This is a genomic window from Mesorhizobium sp. M7A.F.Ce.TU.012.03.2.1 (genome assembly GCF_004006095.1).
Classification (GTDB): Bacteria; Pseudomonadota; Alphaproteobacteria; order Rhizobiales; family Rhizobiaceae; genus Mesorhizobium.
The window spans coordinates 5872267-5892895 of record NZ_CP034779.1 but is presented as its reverse complement, the minus strand read 5'-3'; the positions used below and the strand labels follow the sequence as shown (position 1 = coordinate 5892895).

Below are 20629 nucleotides of genomic sequence, written 5' to 3'. Positions count from 1 at the left end.
CAAGCGGCAATGCTATTCCTGGTCAGCAACCTTGCGGCGGCGAACCGGCTTGGCGGCAGGGCTCTTTTTTACCGGTGCCGTTTCACGATGCCCCATGTCGCGCATCTCAAGCGCCTTTTCGCATTTGGCCATGTAGTCGCGCGACATCGGCAGCGTATCGTTCTTCTTGGTGATCTGGATCTGGAAGATGACCAGGTCCTGCCAGCGGAAGGCGGCTTCCGAGGCCGCCAGATAGAATTCCCACATGCGGCAGAAGCGCTCGTCATAGATCGCCTTGGCCTTGTCGCGGTTGGCGGCGAAGCGCTCGCCCCAGTGCTTCAGCGTATCGGCATAGTGGAGCCGCAGGATCTCGACGTCGGTGACGACCAGGCCCGACTTCTCGATCGCCGGCATGACTTCCGAGAGCGACGGGATGTAGCCGCCCGGGAAGATGTATTTGCGGATGAAGGCGCTGGTCGCCCACGGCACGCCGGAACGGCCGATCGTGTGCAACAGCATCACGCCATCGGGCTTGAGCAGCGTCGCGCTCTTGTCGAAGAACGTACGGTAGTGGTTGACGCCGACATGCTCGAACATACCGACCGAGACGATGCGGTCGAAACGCTCGTTGAGTTCGCGGTAGTCCTTCAGCTCGAAGTGCACACGGCTTTCCAGCCCTTGCGCGTGCGCCCGGTCGGTGGCGACGCCATGCTGCTCGGTCGACAGCGTCACGCCCTGCACGTCGACGTCGAACGCCTTGGCGAGGTAGAGGCCAAGCCCGCCCCAGCCGGAGCCGATGTCGAGCACCGTCTGGCCGGCCTTCAGCCGGAGCTTGGCGGCGATGTGGCGTTTCTTGGCGGCCTGCGCTTCGTCGAGCGTCATGTCCGGCTGCTCGAAATAGGCGCAGGAATATTGCATGTCCTCGTCGAGGAAGAGCCGGTAGAGGTCGCCCGACAAATCGTAGTGTCGCTGCACGTTGCGCCGCGAGCGCGAGGCGGTGTTGATCTGCTGCAGCCGGCGGAAGGCGTGGCGCAAGCCTTCGATGGCCTTCGACCAGGTGGCGTCGATGCCGCCGCTGCCCATGTTCTGGAAGGCGATGCGCATCACACCCAGCACCCCGCCCTCTAGAATGTCGAGTTCGCCGTCCATGTAGGCTTCAGGCACCGCCAACATCGGATCGAAGGTGATGGCGCGCTCGGCATGCGCGGTCTTGATGTGCATGTGCACCGGTTCGCCGCTGCCGTCGCCGAAAACCACAGCCGAGCCCTTGGGACCGGTCACCTTGAGATTGCCGGTACGCACCAGGCGGTCGAGAACGCGCTTCAACAGGATATTCATGACCAAATGTCCCCTCTCGGCCAGACAGGCTGCCTTGGCGCGTGACCGCGAAAATCAGTGTCGATTTCCCCGAAGATCTTGCGCCGAACCAAAGTTGCACAGCGTGCTTTGCGCGGCCAAAGGACGCGCGACGCCATAGTCTGCAACAATATATAGGGGTTCGAAAAGTTCCATTTGGCACAAAAATGCCCGGGCGAGAGGCCCGGGCATTGGTCCAGCATGGCTGGATGACGGCAAAGTGATCGAAGCACGCTTCAATCGAGATCGGAGCGCAGCTTCAACCTCTTTGCGATGTATGATCAGGCGTTGTCTTCGCCGCCTTCAAACTCGGTGTTCGGATCGAAGAAGTTCTCCGGCCGGGCGTTGTCGTTGATGTCGTCGCCATAGATCGCTTCGGCGGTGGTCAGAGTCTCGCCCTTGGCCTGGCGCTCGGCTTCGTCGGCCGTGCGGGCGATGTTGAGCGTGACGGTGACCTCGACTTCCGGATGCAGCGCGATCGCCACATTGGTGACACCGATGGTCTTGATCGGCTGGTTGAGCAGGATCTGGTTGCGGTTGATCGAGAAACCTTCCGCCGTCAGCAGATCGGCGATGTCGCGGGTCGAAACGGAACCGTAAAGCTGTCCGGTTTCGCCGGCGGAGCGAACGGCGATGAAGCTCTTGCCGTCGAGCTTTTCGGCGACCTGGGCTGCTTCCGACTTGCGCTCAAGGTTACGGGCTTCGAGTTGGGCGCGCTGGCCTTCGAACTTCTTCTTGTTGGCTTCGTTGGCGCGCAGCGCCTTACCCTGCGGCAGCAGGAAGTTACGGGCGAAGCCGTCCTTGACCTTGACGGTATCGCCCATCTGGCCGAGACGGGAAACGCGTTCGAGAAGAATGACGTCCATGGTTTTGTTCCTTCGGTTGGGCGCCAATCTATCGATGAGATCGACGCCGAATGTCTTGGGAACAGGTCAGGAAGCTTGAGCGCCTTTGGCGCTGGTGTCGCTGTCCTGCCTGTTGCGGCAGTTAGAGGTTTTGACCTCAACCCGGGATTTGATGTTCGGCCCTGCGGCGCCCGTCGCCGTGGGAGAAGAGCGGGCGGCGAACCGCCCGCATTTGAGATATTAGCGAACCACGTAGGGCAGCAGGCCGAGGAAGCGGGCGCGCTTGATCGCCTTGGCGAGTTCGCGCTGCTTCTTCTGGCTGACGGCGGTGATGCGCGACGGCACGATCTTGCCGCGCTCAGAAATGTAGCGCTGCAGCAGACGCACGTCCTTGTAGTCGATCTTGGGCGCGTTGGCGCCGGAGAACGGGCAGGTCTTGCGGCGGCGATGGAACGGGCGCCGGGTCGGGATCTGATTGATGTCGACCATTATTCTGCACCCCCTTCAAAGCCTTCGCGCGGACGGCGCGGACCACGATCGGCACCGGCGTCGCCGAACGAGCGCGGCGGACGATCGCCACGGTCGCCGCGATCACGATCGCCGAACGAACGCGGACCACGATCGCCACGGTCACGGTCGCCGAAGCCGCCGCGTTCCGAGCGCTCTTCGCGCTTCTGCATCATGGCCGACGGGCCTTCCTCATGCGCCTCGACCTTGATGGTCAGGAAACGCAGCACGTCCTCGGACAGGCCCATCTGGCGCTCCATCTCGTTGAGCGCGGCCGCCGGGCAATTCAGGTCCATCAGCGTGTAGTAAGCCTTCCGGTTCTTGTTGACCCGGTAGGTGAGGGACTTCAGTCCCCAGTTCTCGACCCGGCCGACGGACCCGCCATTAGCGGAGATGACACCCTTGTACTGTTCGACAAGCGCATCGACCTGCTGCTGCGAGAGGTCCTGCCGGGCAAGAAACACATGTTCGTAAAGAGCCATTATGTCCTATGCCTTTCTTCGTTTCTCTCCCGGTTCCCGGCGGCAAAAGCCTCTGCAACTTCTCTGACCCGCAAACCCTCGAAGGGGCAGGGGGAAGAAAGGAGCATGACGAGACGGTCGAGAGCGGAGACACGGGAGGCGGAAGCACTTCCGGCTTCACACGAAGGTTCTGAAAAACCTCCGGCCCTCCGTTCAGCCCCCAGCAAGGACCGGCAGATTGCGGGCGTCTATACAGCAATCCGGCCGCAAAGCAAGCGCAAGCGGCATTCCCGTGTGTCTTAGCCGATGATCGGGGAGCAGCAACGGTCGGAGTTGTGGTTTCCGGCAACCACGTCTTAACCACACCAGCAGGTTGTGTGGAGTTGAAGCCTGGCCATCAACGGTCGATTCATCATCGCCGTGGAAGACGCCCGGCATCAGCAAGATCGTGCTGTTGCTCACCGACGGCGAGAACGTCGTCTATGGCGCCAGCCAACAGCCGACGAAATCTGACTACACATCATATGGTTATCTGGCCGGCGGCCGTTTCGGATCGGATAACCAGACGACGGCGGCACGCAATGTCGACGGCTGGACCAAAAACGTCTGCACGCAATTGAAGAACGAGGGCGTGCAAATCTACACCATGGTGCTGCAATCCGACACCGCAGCCAACCGCGCGCTTTACAGCGCCTGCGCTTCTGATCCGAGCGGCTATTATGCAGTCAACGATCCGACCAAATTGCCGGACGTTTTCCAGCAGATCGCCAACAAGTTCTCGAAGCTGCAATTGACGAACTGAACGCGCGATCCGGGACGGACTGGCCGGCTCCTGAGGGATCGTTGGGCTCAACTCGTATGGGCGACAACCTTGTCCTTGTCGACCGTTTCGGGGAAGAAGTCGGGCGCCGCGTGGCGTTTGCCGAACATCATATCATACTGAAGCAGGCGGAAATCGCGGATCGCCGGATCGATCTCCTTCTGCCGCGCCCAATCGGGCGTGGCTTCGCCAGCCGGCGTCAGCAGAAGATTGCGGTCGACGACACGGTAGCGTTCGCTCATCTCGCCCAGGAAGCCGGTGTAGTATGGATGGCTGATCCCGGCCGTTTTCAGGATATGATAGGGCAGGAAGGCTGGGCTGACGGCACCCATCTGCTCAGCCGGCCCGGTGCGGTTCGACCAGATGACCAGCGGCGTCTCGTGATGCTCGAGAGCAGCCTCGGGCGACGCTTCCTTGCGCGGCGCGACATTGTCCTTGAGGAAGCCGGTTTCGACATAGACCGGCCCCAGCGGCGGCAGATGGTCGCCGAAGAAGGCGATTACGGTGGGGCGGGAGCGTTTCTTGGCCCATTCGACGAGGCGTTCGAGGCCGCGATCGGCATCGGCTGAGCCCTCGGCGTAGCTGAGTAGCGATTCGCGCGCCCACTGGCTGATCGGCGCCTGCACCCTATGCGTGGGATTGTAATAGCGGTTCGGCTCGTAGGGACCGTGGTTTTGCAGGCTGACCGCAAAGAAGAACACCGGCTCGTCGCTGGCGTCGGCCTCGCTGATGATCTCGTCGGTCATCGCCGCATCCGATGCCAGTGGCCCGCGCTTTTGCATTGGCGGCAGCGTCTCTTCCGACTTGAAATCGTTGAAGCCGAAATCGGCATAGACCGCGCCACGGTTCCAGAACCAGTTGGTGCCGGGATGGATGGCGCGCGCCCGGTAACCCTGGCTCTTCAGGAAGGTCGCGAGCGAAGGCGTCGGCGTGCGCACATATTGCTGATAGGGGATGCTGCCTGCCGGCAGGAACGCGTTGGAGAAGCCGGTCAGCGCCTCGAACTCGATATTGGCGGTCATGCCGCCGAACTCCGGCGAGAACATCGAGCCCGAGCGCAGCGCCCGCACATTGGGGATTGGATCTGGCGTGATGGTGACGCCAGGCAACTTGGTCGGATCCCAGAAGGATTCGCTCATGACGATGATGATGTCCGGCTTCTCGGCCGGCACCGAGGCGGTCACATCAGGCCTAGCTATCGCTGCGATCGCCTTGTCGGAATAGCCCGGCGGCGCCGAGACATGCGCCATCGGCACGTTGAGGGCAAAGGCCAGCGCAAAGCCGTTGGAGGCATAGTTTTCCTTCTGGTCCCACATGATCGGGATGATCTGCAGCCGATCCCTGGTCCAGGAGAAGGTAGCGTAGTCCATGATCGAAACGAAGAAGGCGAGTAGCGGCACTGCCAGCGTCAGCCGCGCAAGGCGCCCCTTGCGGCTGAGTGCGGGAACCTTGCGGCGCCATAGCCGCCAGCCGTAGACGAGCAGCGACAGGCCGGCGACGATGCCGACGACCATGGCAAGCGCGGTCATCGGCCGTTCGCGTACCAAAAGCGGCAGCAGCGCGAAGATCTGGCGGGCATAGAGGAAATCGGTCGGATAGAGCGGATCGCCGAGATAGTGCGACTTCTGGTGACCGACGAAAGCAAGCGACAAGGTCAGCGGCGCGACGATCATCAGGCTCTGGTGGCTGCGGCCGAGCACCGCATCGAAGCCGATCAGGAGCAGCGCAAACACGACGATGGTGGTCCAGCCCGGCTTGAACGGCTGCAGGAAGAAGGAGATGGTTCCGGCAAAGTCGCCGCGCACGATCAGTTCGATGGCAAACACCAGGATAGCGGCGATCGCCAGGCTGATCAGCCCATAGCGCACGACCGGCCATCTCCTGCCCGGCAGATAGCCGGTGGAGGGGTCGTCTTCCAGGAACTGTGGCGCGGCCTTGCCGGTGCGTTTGTAACTCTTTGCCACTTTAACTTCCCCACCCAGCGACAAGCACGTCACTCGATTGTCATGGAATTGTCACGCAAAGCTAGCGCCTGTAACGGAAATAAGAAGAGCCAGCAAACGAATCGTGAGCGGTTTTCATCAGGAGTGATCGCCAAAAACCCTTTCGCAACAGGCACTCGGCGGACGAGGCTGCCCTCGGGCAGGGTCGAACCGGGCTTGACTTGGCGCCCCGCCATGCGTCACAGGCAAGAAAAACCCGTCTTCAGGCAAGCAAAACCAGCCCTTGGGAGCCCTCGCATGGCCGTTGCATTCACCTTTCCCGGACAAGGCAGCCAGGCGGTCGGCATGGGCAAGGATCTCGCCGACGCCTTCCCCGAAGCGCGCAGGGTCTTCCAGGAAGTCGACGATGCGCTCGGCGAAAACCTGTCGAAGCTGATCTGGGAAGGGCCGGAAGAGACGTTGACGCTGACCGCCAACGCGCAGCCGGCGCTGATGGCGGTGTCGCTGGCCGCGATCCGGGCGCTGGAATCGCGCGGCTTCTCGCTGAAAGGCAAGATCGCCTATGTCGCCGGTCATTCGCTGGGCGAATATTCGGCGTTGGCCGCTGCCGGCTTCGTTTCGGTTGCCGATGCCGCCCGGTTGCTGCGCATACGCGGCAATGCCATGCAGGCGGCGGTGCCGGCCGGCGAGGGCGCCATGGCGGCGATCATCGGATTGGAACAGGTCGATGTCGAAGCCGCTTGCGCGGAAGCCGCCAAAGGCTCTGTCTGCCAGATCGCCAACGACAATGGCGGTGGCCAACTGGTCATCTCCGGCGCCAAGGCCGCGGTCGAACTGGCCGCGAAACTGTGCACCGAGAAAGGCGCCAAACGCGCGCTGATGCTGCAGGTGTCCGCGCCCTTCCATTCCGCGCTGATGGCGCCGGCCGCGAACGTCATGCGCGAAGCCCTGGCCGGCGTGGCAAAGAACGCGCCGGTGGTTCCCGTCCTCTCCAATGTCACGGTCAGCCCGACCAGCGATCCGGACGAGATCGCCCGCCGCCTGGTCGAACAGATAACCGGCCGCGTGCGTTGGCGCGAGACGGTGGAATGGTTCGGCGCAAACGGCGTCACCACACTTTACGAGATCGGCGCCGGCAAGGTGCTTTCAGGATTGGCGCGGCGCATCAACCGCGATGTCGCCACCGCGTCGGTCGGCACCTCGGCTGACGTCGAGGCGGCCATGGCGGCGCTTGCATAAAGCGTCATTTGATCCCATCCCCGTAAAGGGTGTTCTCTTCTCAATCAGGAGACAAAAATGTTCGAATTGACTGGCCGCAAGGCGCTCGTCACCGGCGCATCCGGGGGCATCGGCGAGGCTATCGCCAGGATGCTGCATGCGCAGGGCGCGATCGTCGGCCTGCATGGCACCCGCGTCGAGAAACTGGAAGCGCTGGCTAGCGAGCTTGGCGACCGGGTCAAGCTGTTCCCGGCCAATTTGTCCAACCGTGAGGAGGTCAAGGCGCTCGGCCAGAAAGCCGAAGCCGATCTCGAAGGCGTCGACATCCTGGTCAACAACGCCGGCATCACCAAGGACGGCCTGTTCGTGCGCATGTCGGATGCCGACTGGGACAGCGTGCTCGAGGTCAACCTGACCGCCGTGTTCAGGCTGACCCGCGAACTCACCCACCCGATGATGCGCCGCCGCCATGGCCGCATCATCAACATCACCTCGGTGGTCGGCGTCACCGGCAATCCCGGCCAGACCAATTACTGCGCCTCAAAGGCCGGCATGATCGGCTTTTCCAAATCGCTGGCACAGGAGATCGCCACCCGCAACATCACCGTCAACTGCGTCGCCCCGGGCTTCATCGAATCGGCGATGACCGACAAGCTCAACGACAAGCAGAAAGAGGCGATCATGGCGGCGATCCCGACGCGGCGCATGGGCACCAGCGTTGAAGTCGCGTCCGCCGTCGCTTATCTCGCCTCCAACGAAGCCGCCTACGTCACTGGCCAGACCATCCACGTAAATGGCGGCATGGCTATGATTTGACGAGGTTCGGCAGCAACGCCGGCGGGTTGTGAAAAGAGACCATTTCGGCTTGGACCTCAGCTATTTTTCGTGTAATGCGGCCCGCAACCCGGCGGTTCGGGCAAAAACCGGTCCGTAGTCGTTGCGTTTCCGGCAGGACCATCTTTCAGCTTGATTAGCGGCATTCTGCCCGCTAACGAAGACAGACAAACAAAAGACGAGGATGCCCAAATGAGTGACACCGCAGAGCGCGTCAAGAAGATCGTCATCGAGCACCTTGGCGTCGATGCCGACAAAGTGACGGAGCAGGCGAGCTTCATCGATGATCTGGGCGCCGACAGCCTCGACACGGTCGAACTCGTCATGGCGTTCGAAGAAGAATTCGGCGTCGAGATTCCCGACGATGCGGCTGAGACCATCCTGACCGTTGGCGATGCCGTGAAGTACATCGACAAGGCTTCGGCCTGACGCTTTCCGCAGTCATCACCGGGGAGGACCTGCGATGAGGCGTGTCGTCGTCACGGGCCTTGGGTTGCTGTCGCCGTTCGGCATGGGCTTCGAGCACAGCTGGAAGGAACTTCTGACCGGCCGCAGCGCTGCCAAGCGCATCACTGAGTTCGAGGTGGAGGATCTTGCCTGCAAGATCGCCCACGTCATTCCGCGTGGTGACGGCAGCAATGCCACCTTCAATCCCGAGGCCGTGCTCGAGCCCAAGGAACTGCGCAAGATCGGCGACTTCATCCTTTACGGGATTGCCGCCGCCGACGAGGCGCTGAAGGATTCCGGCTGGGAACCCAAGACGCATGAAGAGCGGTGTGCCACCGGCGTCCTGATCGGCTCCGGCATCGGCGGCATCGAGGGCATCGCCGAGAACGCGATGATCCTCAAGGAGCGCGGCCCGCGCCGCATCAGCCCTTTCTTCATCCCGGGCCAGATCATCAATCTCGTCTCCGGGCAGGTTTCGATCCGGCACGGACTGAAAGGCCCGAACCATGCCGTCGTCACGGCCTGTTCGACCGGCGCGCACGCCATTGGCGATGCTGCCCGGTTGATCATGTGGGGCGATGCCGACGTGATGGTCGCCGGTGGCGCCGAAGCGCCGGTGACGCGGCTGTCGATCGCCGGCTTTGCCGCATGCCGGGCACTGTCGACGGAACGCAATGATTCGCCGCAAACGGCGTCGCGACCCTATGATCGCGACCGCGACGGCTTCGTTATGGGCGAGGGCGCCGGCGTTGTCGTGCTCGAGGAGCTCGAACATGCCAGGGCGCGCGGCGCCAAGATCTATGCCGAGGTGACGGGTTACGGTCTCACCGGCGACGCGCATCACATCACCGCGCCCGCCGAGGATGGCGATGGCGCCTTCCGTTGCATGACGGCGGCACTGAACCGGGCCAAGTTGACGCCGGCCGATGTCGACTACATCAACGCGCACGGCACCTCGACCATGGCCGACACGATCGAGCTCGGCGCGGTCGAGCGGCTTGTCGGCAATGCCGCATCGAAGATTTCGATGTCGTCGACCAAGTCGTCGATCGGCCATCTGCTTGGGGCGGCGGGTGCCGCCGAAGCGATCTTCTCGATCCTTGCCATCAGGGACAATGTCGCGCCGCCGACCATCAACCTCGACAACCCGGAACGCGAAACCGCGATCGACCTGGTGCCGAACAAGCCGCGTGCCCGCCAGATCGACGTTGCGCTGTCCAATTCCTTCGGCTTTGGCGGGACCAACGCGTCGCTGGTCTTCCAGCGCTACAATGGCTGATCGTCCGGCTGCCGGGCGGCGCTTCGGCGTGCCGTCAATTTTGCCATATTCGCCCCTACTCTGCCGCTGGGGATTCGTTGGGCGATCAAACGGTAGGGCGAAATGAACACAAATCCGGCAGGCAACGGAGAATTCGGGCAACGGCCGCCGACATCCGGCCCGATCGTGCCGAAAACGGCCAGCGAAGCGTTGCGGCCGGAGGCTGGCACGCCGCCGCCGAAGCGCTCGCGGGCGTCACGCAGCCAGGTCGTCGTGTTCATGAACTTCGTCATCTCCTCGGTGATGCTGGTGGTTCTGGCGGCCGGCGTCGCGGTCTATTTCGGCAAGCAGGAATTCACCGAACCCGGACCTTCGGCCAATGGCGACACCTTCCTGGTCAAGCCGAGCACCGGCGTCCAGGATATCGCCGACCAGCTCGAACGCCGCGGGTTGATCAGCGACGCCCGGGTATTCCGCCTTGGCGTGCGGGCCTTCGGCAATGATTCCGCGCTGAAAGCCGGCGAGTACGAGATCAAGCCCAGGGCATCCATGCGCGATATCATGGAGCTTCTGAAGAGCGGCAAGTCGGTGATGTATTCGCTGACCATTCCTGAAGGACTGACGGTCGACCAGGCATTGCAGCGCATCGCCGAGGAGAATGCCTTGAGCGGCGACATGCCGGCAACCACGCCGCCGGAGGGCAGCCTCGCCACCGACACGCTGCGCTTCACGCGCGGAGCGACACGCCAGCAGATGGTCGACAAGCTGCTGGCGGATCAGAAGAAGCTGGTCGACGATGTCTGGCAGCGGCGCGCGCCTGACCTGCCGCTGGCCAACGTCGAGGAGTTCGTCACGCTGGCCTCGATCGTCGAGAAGGAGACGGGCAAGGGTGACGAGCGTTCGCGAGTTGCCGCCGTCTTCCTGAACCGGCTTGCCAAGGGCATGCGCCTGCAATCCGATCCGACCATCATCTACGGGCTGTTCGGCGGCAAGGGAAAGCCGGCGGATCGGCCGATCTACCAGTCGGACATCCAGAAACAGACGCCCTACAACACCTATGTGATCAATGGCTTGCCGCCGACGCCGATCGCCAATCCGGGTCGTGCAGCGCTGGAGGCGGTGGCCAATCCGTCGAAGACCGCCGACCTCTATTTCGTTGCCGACGGCACCGGCGGGCACGTCTTTGCCGCGACGCTGGACGAGCACAACGAGAACGTCGCCCGCTATCGCGCGTTGCTGAAGAAGCAGGCCGATGATGCCGCCAAAGCCGCCAAGACGACTGGCACCGGCGACAGCAATGCCGTCGAACCCGCTGGCAGTGGGCCGGCTGACGGTGCCGACGACAGCGGCGGTGACGCGGGCGCTGCCCAGTAAATGAAGAAAGGCGTTGCCCGGCAGGCAACGCCCTGACATTTGGAAGAGCGCCGCGCGTCCGGTTTCGACGCGCCTGCGGCGCAGTCTTTTTCAAGCCGCACTCGCTCTGTCCGGAAAGCCGGTTCAGGGCGATGTGCAAGGGACGTGTGGGCGATATGAATTTGCAGAGCATGACCGGTTTTGCACGTGCCGTCGCCGAGCACGAAGGCACCTCGATCGCCTGGGAGGTCAAGTCCGTAAACGGCAAGAGCGTCGAGGTACGGCTGCGGCTGCCGCAAGGCTTCGAGCGGTTGGAACCTGCTGTCCGGCAAATACTTCAGAAACGTTTTGCACGCGGCAATTTCCAGGCGACGCTGACCATCGGCCGTGCCGTTGGCGCGCAGGCGCAGCCGGTCGTCAACGAAGCCTTCCTGAAGGACCTTGCTGGGCTCGCCAAACGGCTGCAGGAGCAATTCGGCGTTGCTGCGGCGACGTCGGATGGATTGCTTTCGCTGCGCGGCGTGCTCGACATTCCTGAAACCGTCGAAACCGAGGAGGCGAGGGCCGCGCTCGATGCCGCGATCATGGCCGCGCTCGAAGTGGCCTTGAACGGGCTCGAACAGGCACGGCAGGGCGAAGGAGCCGCGCTGGCTTTGCTGTTGTCGGGTCATATCGACACGATCGAGGCGCTGACGCTGCGGGCAGAAGTGGATCCATCCCGCGAGACCGCGGTGATCCGCGAACGCATCGCCGAGCAGGTCAGGCTGCTGATGGACGCTTCCGCCAATCTGGATGCCACCCGACTGCATATGGAGGCGGCGTTCCTGGCCACCAAGGCCGATATTCGCGAAGAGATCGACCGGCTGAAAACGCATGTCGCATCCGGCCGGGCACTGCTGGTGGGCGGCGGCGCGGTCGGTCGCAAGCTCGATTTTCTGGCACAGGAATTTAACCGCGAATCGAATACGCTGTGTTCCAAATCGAATGCCGCAGCCATCACCGCGATCGGCCTGGACCTGAAGGCGGTGGTCGACCAGTTTCGTGAACAGATCCAGAATCTGGAGTAGCCGATGGTTGCCAAGGATTTGGGGTCCCGCATACGCCGCCGGGGCCTGATGCTCGTCCTGTCGTCGCCGTCCGGCGCCGGCAAGTCGACGATCGCGCGCAATCTTCTGGAAAGCGATTCCAGCCTCGAACTGTCGGTCTCGGTCACCACCAGGCCGCGCCGTGGAAGCGAGATCGAAGGCGTCCACTATCATTTTCGGACGATGCGCGAATTCGAGCGGCTTCGTGATTCCGACGCGCTGCTGGAGTGGGCCGAGGTGCATGGCAATTGCTATGCGACGCCGCGCGAACCGGCCGAACTGGCGCTGTCCGAGGGGCGCGACATGCTGTTCGACATCGACTGGCAAGGCGCCCAGCAGCTCAAGGAGAAGATGCGCGCCGACATTGTCTCGATCTTCATCCTGCCGCCATCGATGAAGGAGTTGAAGGCGCGGCTGAAACGTCGCGCTGAAGACCAGGAGGCGGTGATCGAGACGCGGCTGAAAAACGCCCGCAACGAGATCGAGCACTGGAAGGAATATGATTTCGTCATCGTCAATGATGACCTTGACCGCGCCTTCGCCGAAGTGCGCGGCATCGTCGTCGCCGAGCGGCTAAGACGCGACCGCCGGCCAGGCCTGTTCGATTTCGTCTCTGGACTGTTGGACGAGAAGACGGGCTGAGACCTCTTCCTTCGCCCCGTTCACGGGGAGAAGGTGGCCCGAAGGGCCGGATGAGGGGCGGTGCTGGCATTTCAAGGTTCGTGCTGCCCCCTCATCTGCCTGCCGGCATCTTCTCCCCGTAAACGGGGAGAAGAGAGCTACACGGCATTGGTCAGCCGCACGAATTCCTCGACGCTGAGCGTCTCGGCGCGGCGTGTCGGATCGATGCCGGCGCGTTCGAGCAGGGCCTCGCCGCCGAGGCTTTTCACGCTCTGCCGCAGCATCTTGCGACGTTGGCCGAAAGCGGCTTCTGTGACGCGGCCGAGTTTCTTCACCTCGGCGGGCAGGGGCGTCGGGCGCGGCACCAGATGCACCACCGAGGAGGTGACCTTTGGCGGCGGCGTGAATGCCTGTGGCGGTACGTCGAAGGCGATCCTCGCCTCCGTCCGCCAGCCGGCAAGAACCCCCAGCCGGCCATAGCTGTCGCTGCCGGCAGGCGCGACGATGCGCTCGGCCACCTCGCGCTGGAACATCAAAGTCATCGAGGTGTAGAAAGGCGGCCAGTCGCTGACCGCCAACCAGCGCACCAGCAGCTCCGTGCCGATATTGTAGGGCAGGTTGGCCACGATCTTGACCGGGCCGCCATTGCCGGCCGCTCGACTGGCAAGGCCTGTGAAATCCGTCTTCAGCGCATCGCCGGAAACAACCTCCAGCCGGCCGGGATAGTGGTCGGACACTTCGGCAAGAGCAGCCAGGCAACGTTCGTCACGCTCGATGGCGATGACGTGACGCGCGCCGTTGGAAAGCAGGGCGCGGGTCAGCCCGCCGGGACCGGGACCGACCTCGATCACGGTTGCATCGGACAAGTCGCCGGCGGTGCGCGCGATCTTGCCGGTGAGATTGAGGTCGAGCAGGAAATTCTGGCCGAGCGCCTTCTTTGCCTGCAGCCCATGACGCTCGATCACCTCGCGCAGCGGCGGCAGCCCGTCGATGCTCATGCCCGAGATCTCATACCGCAACCGCCTTCGTGTTCGTGTCGGCCAGCCGCCGGGCAAGCTTCAGCGCCGCTATCAGGCTGTCGGGCCGCGCCACACCCTTGCCGGCGATGTCGAAGGCCGTGCCGTGGTCGGGCGAGGTGCGGATGAAGGGCAGGCCGAGCGTGACATTGACCGCCTCGTCGAAAGCCAGCGCCTTGGCCGGGATCAGCGCCTGGTCGTGATACATGCAAAGGGCCGCGTCGTAGCCCGCCCGCGCCCGGACATGGAACAACGTGTCGGCCGGCAAAGGGCCGAAAGCGTCGATGCCATCGGCACGCAGGATGTCGACCGCCGGGCGCACGATCCGCTCGTCCTCGAGGCCCATGGCGCCGCCTTCGCCGGCATGCGGGTTGAGCCCGGCAATCGCCAGCCGTGGCTTGGCGATGCCGAAGCGGCCGGTAAGGTCGGCGGCGGTGATGAGCGCGGTGGCGACGATCAGCTCGGTGGTCAGTGCCTTCGGCACCTCGGCCAGCGCGATGTGGATGGTGACGGGAACGGTGCGCAGGTCGGGTCCTGCCAGCATCATTACCGGCATCGCCTCGACGCCGCTGTGCCGGGCCGCCAGATGCGCCAGATACTCGGTGTGGCCGGGGAAGCGAAAGCCGGCGTCGTAGAGCGGCTTCTTGGCGATGGGGCAGGTGACCACGGCCGAGGCTTCGCCGGCAAGGCAATCGGCGACGGCGCGGTCGATGGCCTCGATGGTGGCAGCCGCATTGGCCGGATCCGGCCGGCCGGGGCTGTCGATGCAGCGGGCAGTCAGTGGAACGATCGGCAAGGCGCGGGCAAAGACCTGCGCCGCTTGCGCTGATGTCGTTTCGACGACCGGCAGCGAAATGCCGAGCAGGCGCGCCCGGGAGGCGATCAGCGCCGGATCGGCGAGCAGGTAGAAGGGGGGCAGGGCGGCAGCTTCGCGCGCCATAAAGGCGGCGATGGCGATCTCCGGCCCAATGCCGGACGGATCGCCGGCGCTCAACGCGAGCGCAGTCACTGCGTTGCTCACGTCAGCGCTTGACGATGCGGGCTTTTGCCTTCAGCTCGTCGACATATTTCTTGCTGAGCGCGTCGGCATCCTTGTCGCCGCCGGAGCCTTCGGCCTGAAACGCCATCTGGGCGACCTTGTCGTCGGACACTTCGCGCGACGAGCAGATGCCGATGAATTCGACGCCGCGTTCGGTTTCGCGCGTGGCGGTGGCACCGCCGACTTTGGTCGCCTTGATCTGCTCGGCCCAGTCCGGCGGCAGCTGCGGCGCCAGCACCCGGCCCAGATCCCGAACGGTGACGTCGATCAGGCCCTTGGCGAATTCGCGCGTCGTGTTGCAGCCGTTGAAGCGGGTGCGCATGGCGTCGGCCTCGCGCTTGCGTTTGCCCAGCGTGGCGCTGCGTTCAGCCGCCGGAACCACGAAGATGACCTGCTGCAGCATGTATTCGGTGGCGCTCGGTTTGGCGCCGCCTTTTTCGAGCATCTTTCTCACGAGATCCTGCTCGCTGACGGCACCGGTGCCGTCGCCAGAACGGTAGCGCGCGCTCAAAGCCTGGTTCCAGGCCATCTGGGCGCGGATGAATTCCTTGAAGTGGCTCTTGGTGACGCCTGACTTCTCCATGACGCCGTCAAGCTGGCTGAGCTGCATCTTGTTGCTCGAGGCAAAGCGCTGATACGCCGCCTCGACTTGTGCGTCGCTGATGCGGATGCCAAGCCGCTTGGCCTCGGCCATACGCAGCGTCTGGTCGATCATTTCCTGGCCGGCATCGCCCTTCTTGCGCTGCAGCTTCAGGAAGGCGGCGCGATGGGCTATGTCGCCGGTGGTGACCGGAATGTTGTTGACGACGTATTTGATCTCGCTGGCGAAAGCCGGCGGCGTCATTGCAGTGATCGACACGGACGTCGCCGCCACGAGCAACGCGAAACCTGCTGAAAAGAGGTATTTCCTCATCGTTGGTATCCCAATTCTATCCCGGTCCCGCCCAATTTCATCTTTCCAGGTGCGCGAAATCCGTGCCAGCCCTATGCGGCGAAACGATGTCGCCGATTGTTACTGGATCGTGTCGATGGCACTGGTCGACGAGCCGAATTCGCCGAGGGTGCGGAACGACAGATTGAAGCCGATGGTCTGCGACACCTCCCTGGTGTTCAGATCGCGCGACTGCGAGTAGGTCATCAGATAAGTGAAGCAGGAATCGTTGTAGGCGAAGCCGACACCGTCCTTGACCAGCAGGCTTTGCTGCAGGTCGTAGGTTCCTGTGCCGAAAACGCGCCAGTTTTCGGCCAGATGCGTGGATGCACCAAGTGTGACTTCGTGGCGGTCGGTGGTGAAGCCGTACAGTGGCTGGGCCTGGATGAAGGCGTATTTGGCGCTCAGCGACACAGGCAGGCCGGAATAGGCGGCCTTCACCTCGGCGCGGCGAACCTCGAAGCTCTGTTCGTCGAAACGGCCGCTGACCGAGGCCGCGAAGCCGTTGGGGCTGTTGATGCCGAACAGGCCGACATAATCGGATTTGGCCGTGTCGAGGCCGGAGTTGGCGCCGACATTGACCAGATCCGGCGCGGCGAACGAGTTCTCGCCGCCGATCTGATAGGATTGGCCGAAAATGGCATTGGTGCCCCAGCCATTGTTGTACGAGCCGGAATAGCGGAAGCCGACATTGGCGCGCGAACCGCCTTCTACGCGGTCGTAACCGGAGAACTTGTCGCGTTCGAACAAGGTGGTCGCGTCGAAGACCATGCTTTGGGCGTCTTCATTGGGTACTGCGAGACCGCCGACATATTGCTCGTTCGGGCGCATGAAGACCTGCGCCATTGGCTCGATAACGTGGCTGGACCCGCTGGCCATGGAAAACAGCACCGGCCAACGCATCTCGAGGCCTGCGGTTGCCATGTAACGAGCAAATGACGAGCGCATATCGGCCTGCTCGCTCAAATTTGCTGCCATCTGGTTGACGGCGTTTAGCGAAGCCGACGACGCGTTGAGATAATCAACGTCGCCCTGCAGCGCGAGCAATGGTGTCAGCACCAGCCCGCCATCGGTGACGAAGCTCCGCTTCCACTCGGCCTCGGCGGTGAGACGGCCGGATTCGCCTTCGATACCAGGGACACGCTGTATGGGGGTGGAGAAAGTATCATCGAGCTCGTCGCGGCGGATGACACGCGCGTTGACATTGAGCGACAACTGGCCGCCGGCCACCGAGGCATCAGGAATATAGGCATAGTCGAGCGACGGAAGCACCCAAGGCTGTTGACCGCTTCGCGCAGAGGCGTTGTCGTCAGGCGTATCTTCCTGCACATCGAAATGCATGGCGCGCACGTCGAAATAGTTGCGGCCGTTGAGACCCGTCAAGTAGACCGACGACTGGTGGACGCTGCTATTGTACTTGTCGATGCCGTAGGTGTTCGAGAAGTTCTTGTCGGTCTGCAGCAGCACGTCCCAGCCGAAGTTCCAGCGTGAGTTGATGGCGAACTGCCCCTGGGTACCCATCATGCCGCGGAATTTGTTGGGATCGCCGGCGCTGCCCGAATTGACGTTGTGGCCAGAGCTGGATGGGAAGGCAGTGGTGTCGAGGAAGGCGTCGGGATTCTGCTGGTGTATCCCGGCGATCTTCAAGCTGTACTCGCCATTGTCGAAGCGCTGACGCCACTCGGCCTCACCGAGGAAGCCCTGCTTGGTATAGCCGGTACCGGTGACGGTCAGGTCGTAGGTCGGCGCCAATGCGAGATAATAGGGGACTTTCACGCCGACGCCGAGATCGCTCTTGTAGATGATGCTCGGGATCAGGAAGCCGCTCTTGCGCTTCACCGTCGGGTCGGCAATTTCGAATGCAGGCAGATAGGCAAGCGGAAAACCGAAGAACTCGAAATTCGCATTCTCGAAGCGAACCGTCTTCTTCTCGCCGTTCCAGATGATCTTCTTGGCCTTGACGCGCCAGGTCGGCGCTTTATCCGGCTTATCCTCGCACGGCTCGCAGGCGGTGTAGACGCCATTGTGGAAGGTGGTCAGCACGCCGCCCATGCGTTCTGCGCTTTCGGCGGCGAAATAGGCCTTGTCGATGGTTTCGACCCGCAACGCATTGACGAAGCCGTCGGCGAAGTCATCGGTGATGTCGATATGTTGCGAATTGATCTTGGTGCCGTCGCTGTTGATAACTTCGACGTTGCCGCTCGCGACCATCCGCTTGGTGTTGCGGTTGTATTCGACGCGCTGGGCGACAAGGCGATTGCCACCATAGTCGATCTGCACACCGCCGACGGCGGTCACGGTCTGGTTGTCGTTGTTGTAGACCAGCGTATCGGCCGCCAGCAGCATTTGCGAGCCGGCCGGAACCGATGTCGCCATGTCGCCGACGTCCTGCGCAAGCGCCGGTGCCGGAATGGCGTAGGCAAGCACGCACGCCAAGGCGGTCGCCGCATAGAGGCGCGCCAAACCGGCCTGCCTGTTGCTGGGCAAAAACGCCTCCCTCACTAGCCGTCTTCCTTGTATAGCAGGAAAGTCACCCCGAAGAACATAGCCACCATGACCGGTACCCAGGCGGCTACGACAGTCGGCACGAATCCCGCCACGCCGAATGCCTTCACCAGCACCGAAACGACATAAAGCAGAAAGCCAGCGATGATGCCACCCAGAATCATCGTCGCCGACTGTCCCATCCTAGCAAATCGCATTGAAACCGTTGCCGCGATCAGTGTCATGGCGACGAGAAGGAACGGCAACGCCACGAGCGAATCAAACTGCATGGCAAAAGCATTTGCCTTGAGGCCGAAAGAGCGGGCAACCTCGACCTTTCCGGGCAGGTCATAGAAGGGGATGGTTTCGGGGCGCGCCAGCCGCTCTTGCACGAATTCGGGCTTTAGATTGGTTGGTACGCGATCGGTTGCCGATGCCTGGATCGTGCCGTTCTGGAATGTCTTGACGTCCTGCAATTCCCAATAGCCGTCGCGCAGGAAGGCACGGGCGGCGTCCTTGCGCTCGACGATGTTGCCTTGCGGGTCGAGAATGAAAAATACGACATCGGCCATTTCCAGGCCCTGGTTCAGGATGGCCCGCGCACCGATGATGGTGTCGCCCGAACTGGTTTTCTGCCGGATCCAGGGCGCGGCATCGGCCGAGACCGTATTCGATTTGCCGGAACGCAGCTGGGTTTCGATCTGCTCGGACCAGGAGAATGCGTGCGCGGCGAGTGGATTGATGACGCCAACCGACAGGACGCCGAACAGCAAGGCTCCCATACAGCAGGGCAAGAGGAACTGCCAGGCGGAAACACCGGCGGAACGGGCGATGACCAGCTCGTAGCGCCGGTTCAGCGACACCAGCGTCGCCATCGCCGAGAAGAGACCGACGAACGGCACCGTCTGCAGCATGATCATCGGCATACGGAGGCCTGAAATGGCTACCGCCGTGCCGTAGGTGAAGCCGGGCAGGCCGGTGGTGCGGCCGGACAGCTCGGTGAAGTCGATCAGGAACACCAATGCCAGGAGGCCGATGAAGAACCAGATGGTGATCGTCACATAGCGGAAGAAGAAGTAGCGGCCCAGTGTCCAGCCCATCAGCCGACCCCTTGCCCTGATGCGCCGCGCCTGGACAAACGCAATTTGAAAGCATTCCAGCTGTCAGCGATGCGCGTGGCGAAGTTTGTCATCCAGTCCGCCCAGGTCACCGGCAGTTCCAGTGTTCGGTTGGAGACGATGAACCAGATCGCCACCGCGGAAGCCACGATCGGCACGCCATAGACCATATACGCATATTGCGGGATCTCATCCGCCTTGCTGGCGGCAAAAAAGCCCAGCCAACGCACGAACAGCGATATCGTGATCGCCGTGATCAGCGGATTGACGCGCGCCTCGCGGTGCGAGCGCGCATCCCCGGCGACCGCAAGCGCGATCAGCGCGAAAACCATGGAATAGGTCCATTCCGAGAACCGTTGGTTGACCTCGGCCCGGTATTCGTAGGGGTTCTGCTGATAGTACTTGTCGTTGGCGCCCGGGTTGAGCAGGTACTGCGTCGTCTGGTCCTTGGGCAGGAGCGTCACCGCCGAAGCCGCCGCCATGAAGGCCGACATGTCGAAGGCATAGGAGGTAAAGCGGATGACGGAGAGATCGCCGGTCAGCGTTTTGCGATGGATGACGCCGTCATTCATCATCAGCACCTTTTCACCGCCGCGTTCGACGATGCTGCCGGTCTTGGCGTAGTAGACGAGGTTGACGCCTTCTTCGCGCGAATCGGCGACGAAAATGCCACCCAGCCGGTTGTCGGGAAGGCGCTCACCGATCTGCAGGAACAGCCCGTCGTCAATCTTGCGGAAGGTGCCTTCCTGGATGATCAGCGACAACAGATCCGCGCGCGACGAGGCCACCAGTGCCCGGTTCTTCTGCCGTGCGTAAGGGTCGATGCCGTTGTCGACGGCAAAGGAAAAAACGGCGGCGGCGAGCGCCAGCAACATGATCGGCCGTACGATCGTCCAGCGCGAGGCCCCCGCGGCGTTGACGACGGCGAGTTCGGAATCCGAATTCATCACACTGAGTGTCTGTGCGACTGCCACCACCAGCGCAAAAGGCACCACGATCGGGATGATGGACGGAAGGATGAGGGCGGCGACTTCGAAGAAGGTCAACGCCGACTGGCCGCTGTCTGTCACCAGATCGATCTTTGCCAGCACCTGTGTCGTCCACACGATCGCCAGCGTCCACACAAGAGCGGCCATGAAGACCACGAAAGCGCGGCGCATGATGTAGCGTTCAACGACCTTCATGAAGGCTTTTCTCGATTTTTTCGAACGGCATCATGCCACCGAACAAGGTAGCTGTCCGGCAGCGCCTGCACAACTGGCTCCATCAGATGGTCGATCCGGGTTCTGTCCCACATTACGCCCCCCGGCTGGG

At 62.6% G+C, this 20629-nt stretch carries 20 protein-coding genes; 8 read left to right on the top strand and 12 right to left on the bottom strand.

Annotated elements, in window-relative coordinates; genetic code table 11:
• Window positions 1-12 precede the first annotated feature (12 nt).
• The 4 genes from EJ079_RS29340 to rpsF form a co-directional block, all read right to left on the bottom strand.
• A complete protein-coding gene (locus tag EJ079_RS29340) occupies window positions 13-1317 on the bottom strand; it encodes a cyclopropane-fatty-acyl-phospholipid synthase family protein (protein WP_127810853.1) in 1305 nt (434 codons plus the stop codon).
• Window positions 1318-1616: 299 nt separating this feature from the next.
• A complete protein-coding gene (gene rplI / locus EJ079_RS29335) occupies window positions 1617-2201 on the bottom strand; it encodes a 50S ribosomal protein L9 (protein WP_023813757.1) in 585 nt (194 codons plus the stop codon).
• Between the two features lie 219 nt (window positions 2202-2420).
• Window positions 2421-2669, bottom strand: coding sequence for a 30S ribosomal protein S18 (gene rpsR / locus EJ079_RS29330; RefSeq protein WP_006203718.1), 249 nt, complete (start codon window positions 2667-2669; stop codon window positions 2421-2423).
• Window positions 2669-3169, bottom strand: coding sequence for a 30S ribosomal protein S6 (gene rpsF / locus EJ079_RS29325; RefSeq protein ID WP_013532520.1), 501 nt, complete (start codon window positions 3167-3169; stop codon window positions 2669-2671). The genes rpsR and rpsF overlap by 1 nt, the downstream gene beginning before the upstream one ends.
• Before the next feature lie 427 nt (window positions 3170-3596).
• Here rpsF and EJ079_RS29320 point away from each other — a divergent pair, with 427 nt between their 5' ends.
• Window positions 3597-3950: a hypothetical protein gene (locus EJ079_RS29320; RefSeq protein WP_245481752.1), complete on the top strand. Its 354-nt coding sequence runs from the start codon at window positions 3597-3599 to the stop codon at window positions 3948-3950.
• Between the two features lie 47 nt (window positions 3951-3997).
• On the opposite strand, the gene EJ079_RS29315 is transcribed toward EJ079_RS29320, so the two are convergent.
• On the bottom strand, window positions 3998-5932 hold the full coding sequence (locus EJ079_RS29315; RefSeq protein WP_164873871.1) for an LTA synthase family protein: 1935 nt from the start codon (window positions 5930-5932) through the stop codon (window positions 3998-4000).
• 276 nt (window positions 5933-6208) lie between these two features.
• On the opposite strand from EJ079_RS29315, the gene fabD reads away from it, so the two are divergent.
• From fabD to fabF, 4 genes are all read left to right on the top strand, one after another.
• Window positions 6209-7150: an ACP S-malonyltransferase gene (fabD, locus tag EJ079_RS29310; RefSeq protein ID WP_127810852.1), complete on the top strand. Its 942-nt coding sequence runs from the start codon at window positions 6209-6211 to the stop codon at window positions 7148-7150.
• 57 nt (window positions 7151-7207) lie between these two features.
• Window positions 7208-7945 (top strand): 3-oxoacyl-[acyl-carrier-protein] reductase, encoded by a 738-nt coding sequence (gene fabG, locus EJ079_RS29305; RefSeq protein ID WP_127810851.1) that lies wholly within the window; start codon window positions 7208-7210, stop codon window positions 7943-7945.
• A gap of 210 nt (window positions 7946-8155) precedes the next feature.
• Window positions 8156-8392, top strand: coding sequence for an acyl carrier protein (locus EJ079_RS29300; RefSeq protein WP_006203723.1), 237 nt, complete (start codon window positions 8156-8158; stop codon window positions 8390-8392).
• 34 nt (window positions 8393-8426) lie between these two features.
• Window positions 8427-9689, top strand: coding sequence for a beta-ketoacyl-ACP synthase II (fabF, locus tag EJ079_RS29295; protein WP_127273339.1), 1263 nt, complete (start codon window positions 8427-8429; stop codon window positions 9687-9689).
• Here fabF and EJ079_RS34075 read toward each other — a convergent pair.
• Window positions 9677-9949, bottom strand: a complete 273-nt coding sequence (locus tag EJ079_RS34075; protein WP_164762122.1) for a hypothetical protein — start codon at window positions 9947-9949, stop codon at window positions 9677-9679. The genes fabF and EJ079_RS34075 overlap by 13 nt on opposite strands.
• Here EJ079_RS34075 and mltG point away from each other — a divergent pair.
• The 3 genes from mltG to gmk all read left to right on the top strand — a co-directional run bounded on the left by mltG (window position 9948) and on the right by gmk (window position 12748).
• Window positions 9948-11042 carry an endolytic transglycosylase MltG gene (gene mltG, locus EJ079_RS29290; protein WP_245481751.1) on the top strand — a complete coding sequence of 365 codons (1095 nt, stop codon included), beginning with the start codon at window positions 9948-9950 and terminating at the stop codon, window positions 11040-11042. The two genes, EJ079_RS34075 and mltG, sit on opposite strands and share 2 nt — an antisense overlap.
• A gap of 155 nt (window positions 11043-11197) precedes the next feature.
• A complete protein-coding gene (locus EJ079_RS29285) occupies window positions 11198-12088 on the top strand; it encodes a YicC/YloC family endoribonuclease (protein WP_013532513.1) in 891 nt (296 codons plus the stop codon).
• A 3-nt stretch (window positions 12089-12091) separates the two neighbouring features.
• Window positions 12092-12748, top strand: a complete 657-nt coding sequence (gene gmk / locus EJ079_RS29280) for a guanylate kinase (protein ID WP_013532512.1) — start codon at window positions 12092-12094, stop codon at window positions 12746-12748.
• Between the two features lie 137 nt (window positions 12749-12885).
• On the opposite strand, the gene rsmA is transcribed toward gmk, so the two are convergent.
• The 6 genes from rsmA to lptF form a co-directional block, all read right to left on the bottom strand.
• Window positions 12886-13725 (bottom strand): 16S rRNA (adenine(1518)-N(6)/adenine(1519)-N(6))-dimethyltransferase RsmA, encoded by an 840-nt coding sequence (gene rsmA, locus EJ079_RS29275; RefSeq protein WP_127398481.1) that lies wholly within the window; start codon window positions 13723-13725, stop codon window positions 12886-12888.
• 10 nt (window positions 13726-13735) lie between these two features.
• Complete coding sequence (gene pdxA, locus EJ079_RS29270) at window positions 13736-14764, bottom strand: 4-hydroxythreonine-4-phosphate dehydrogenase PdxA (RefSeq protein ID WP_127398483.1); 1029 nt, start codon at window positions 14762-14764, stop codon at window positions 13736-13738.
• Between the two features lies 1 nt (window position 14765).
• Complete coding sequence (locus EJ079_RS29265; protein ID WP_127268604.1) at window positions 14766-15695, bottom strand: peptidylprolyl isomerase; 930 nt, start codon at window positions 15693-15695, stop codon at window positions 14766-14768.
• A gap of 99 nt (window positions 15696-15794) precedes the next feature.
• Window positions 15795-18215, bottom strand: coding sequence for an LPS-assembly protein LptD (locus EJ079_RS29260; RefSeq protein ID WP_164873870.1), 2421 nt, complete (start codon window positions 18213-18215; stop codon window positions 15795-15797).
• Window positions 18215-19300 carry an LPS export ABC transporter permease LptG gene (gene lptG, locus EJ079_RS29255; RefSeq protein ID WP_174800365.1) on the bottom strand — a complete coding sequence of 362 codons (1086 nt, stop codon included), beginning with the start codon at window positions 19298-19300 and terminating at the stop codon, window positions 18215-18217. The genes EJ079_RS29260 and lptG overlap by 1 nt, the downstream gene beginning before the upstream one ends.
• A complete protein-coding gene (lptF, locus tag EJ079_RS29250) occupies window positions 19297-20499 on the bottom strand; it encodes an LPS export ABC transporter permease LptF (RefSeq protein ID WP_127396660.1) in 1203 nt (400 codons plus the stop codon). Before lptF ends, lptG begins: the two co-directional genes overlap by 4 nt.
• Window positions 20500-20629: the final 130 nt, after the last annotated feature.

Bases quoted from the DNA above. Each gene is read 5' to 3' on its own strand.
- EJ079_RS29340 (WP_127810853.1), bottom strand. From the start codon at position 1,317: ATGAATATCCTGTTGAAGCGCGTTCTCGACCGCCTGGTGCGTACCGGC.
- rplI (WP_023813757.1), bottom strand. From the start codon at position 2,201: ATGGACGTCATTCTTCTCGAACGCGTTTCCCGTCTCGGCCAGATGGGC.
- rpsR (WP_006203718.1), bottom strand. From the start codon at position 2,669: ATGGTCGACATCAATCAGATCCCGACCCGGCGCCCGTTCCATCGCCGC.
- rpsF (WP_013532520.1), bottom strand. From the start codon at position 3,169: ATGGCTCTTTACGAACATGTGTTTCTTGCCCGGCAGGACCTCTCGCAG.
- fabD (WP_127810852.1), top strand. From the start codon at position 6,209: ATGGCCGTTGCATTCACCTTTCCCGGACAAGGCAGCCAGGCGGTCGGC.
- fabG (WP_127810851.1), top strand. From the start codon at position 7,208: ATGTTCGAATTGACTGGCCGCAAGGCGCTCGTCACCGGCGCATCCGGG.
- EJ079_RS29300 (WP_006203723.1), top strand. From the start codon at position 8,156: ATGAGTGACACCGCAGAGCGCGTCAAGAAGATCGTCATCGAGCACCTT.
- fabF (WP_127273339.1), top strand. From the start codon at position 8,427: ATGAGGCGTGTCGTCGTCACGGGCCTTGGGTTGCTGTCGCCGTTCGGC.
- mltG (WP_245481751.1), top strand. From the start codon at position 9,948: ATGAACTTCGTCATCTCCTCGGTGATGCTGGTGGTTCTGGCGGCCGGC.
- EJ079_RS34075 (WP_164762122.1), bottom strand. From the start codon at position 9,949: ATGAACACGACGACCTGGCTGCGTGACGCCCGCGAGCGCTTCGGCGGC.
- EJ079_RS29285 (WP_013532513.1), top strand. From the start codon at position 11,198: ATGAATTTGCAGAGCATGACCGGTTTTGCACGTGCCGTCGCCGAGCAC.
- gmk (WP_013532512.1), top strand. From the start codon at position 12,092: ATGGTTGCCAAGGATTTGGGGTCCCGCATACGCCGCCGGGGCCTGATG.
- rsmA (WP_127398481.1), bottom strand. From the start codon at position 13,725: ATGAGCATCGACGGGCTGCCGCCGCTGCGCGAGGTGATCGAGCGTCAT.
- EJ079_RS29265 (WP_127268604.1), bottom strand. From the start codon at position 15,695: ATGAGGAAATACCTCTTTTCAGCAGGTTTCGCGTTGCTCGTGGCGGCG.
- lptF (WP_127396660.1), bottom strand. From the start codon at position 20,499: ATGAAGGTCGTTGAACGCTACATCATGCGCCGCGCTTTCGTGGTCTTC.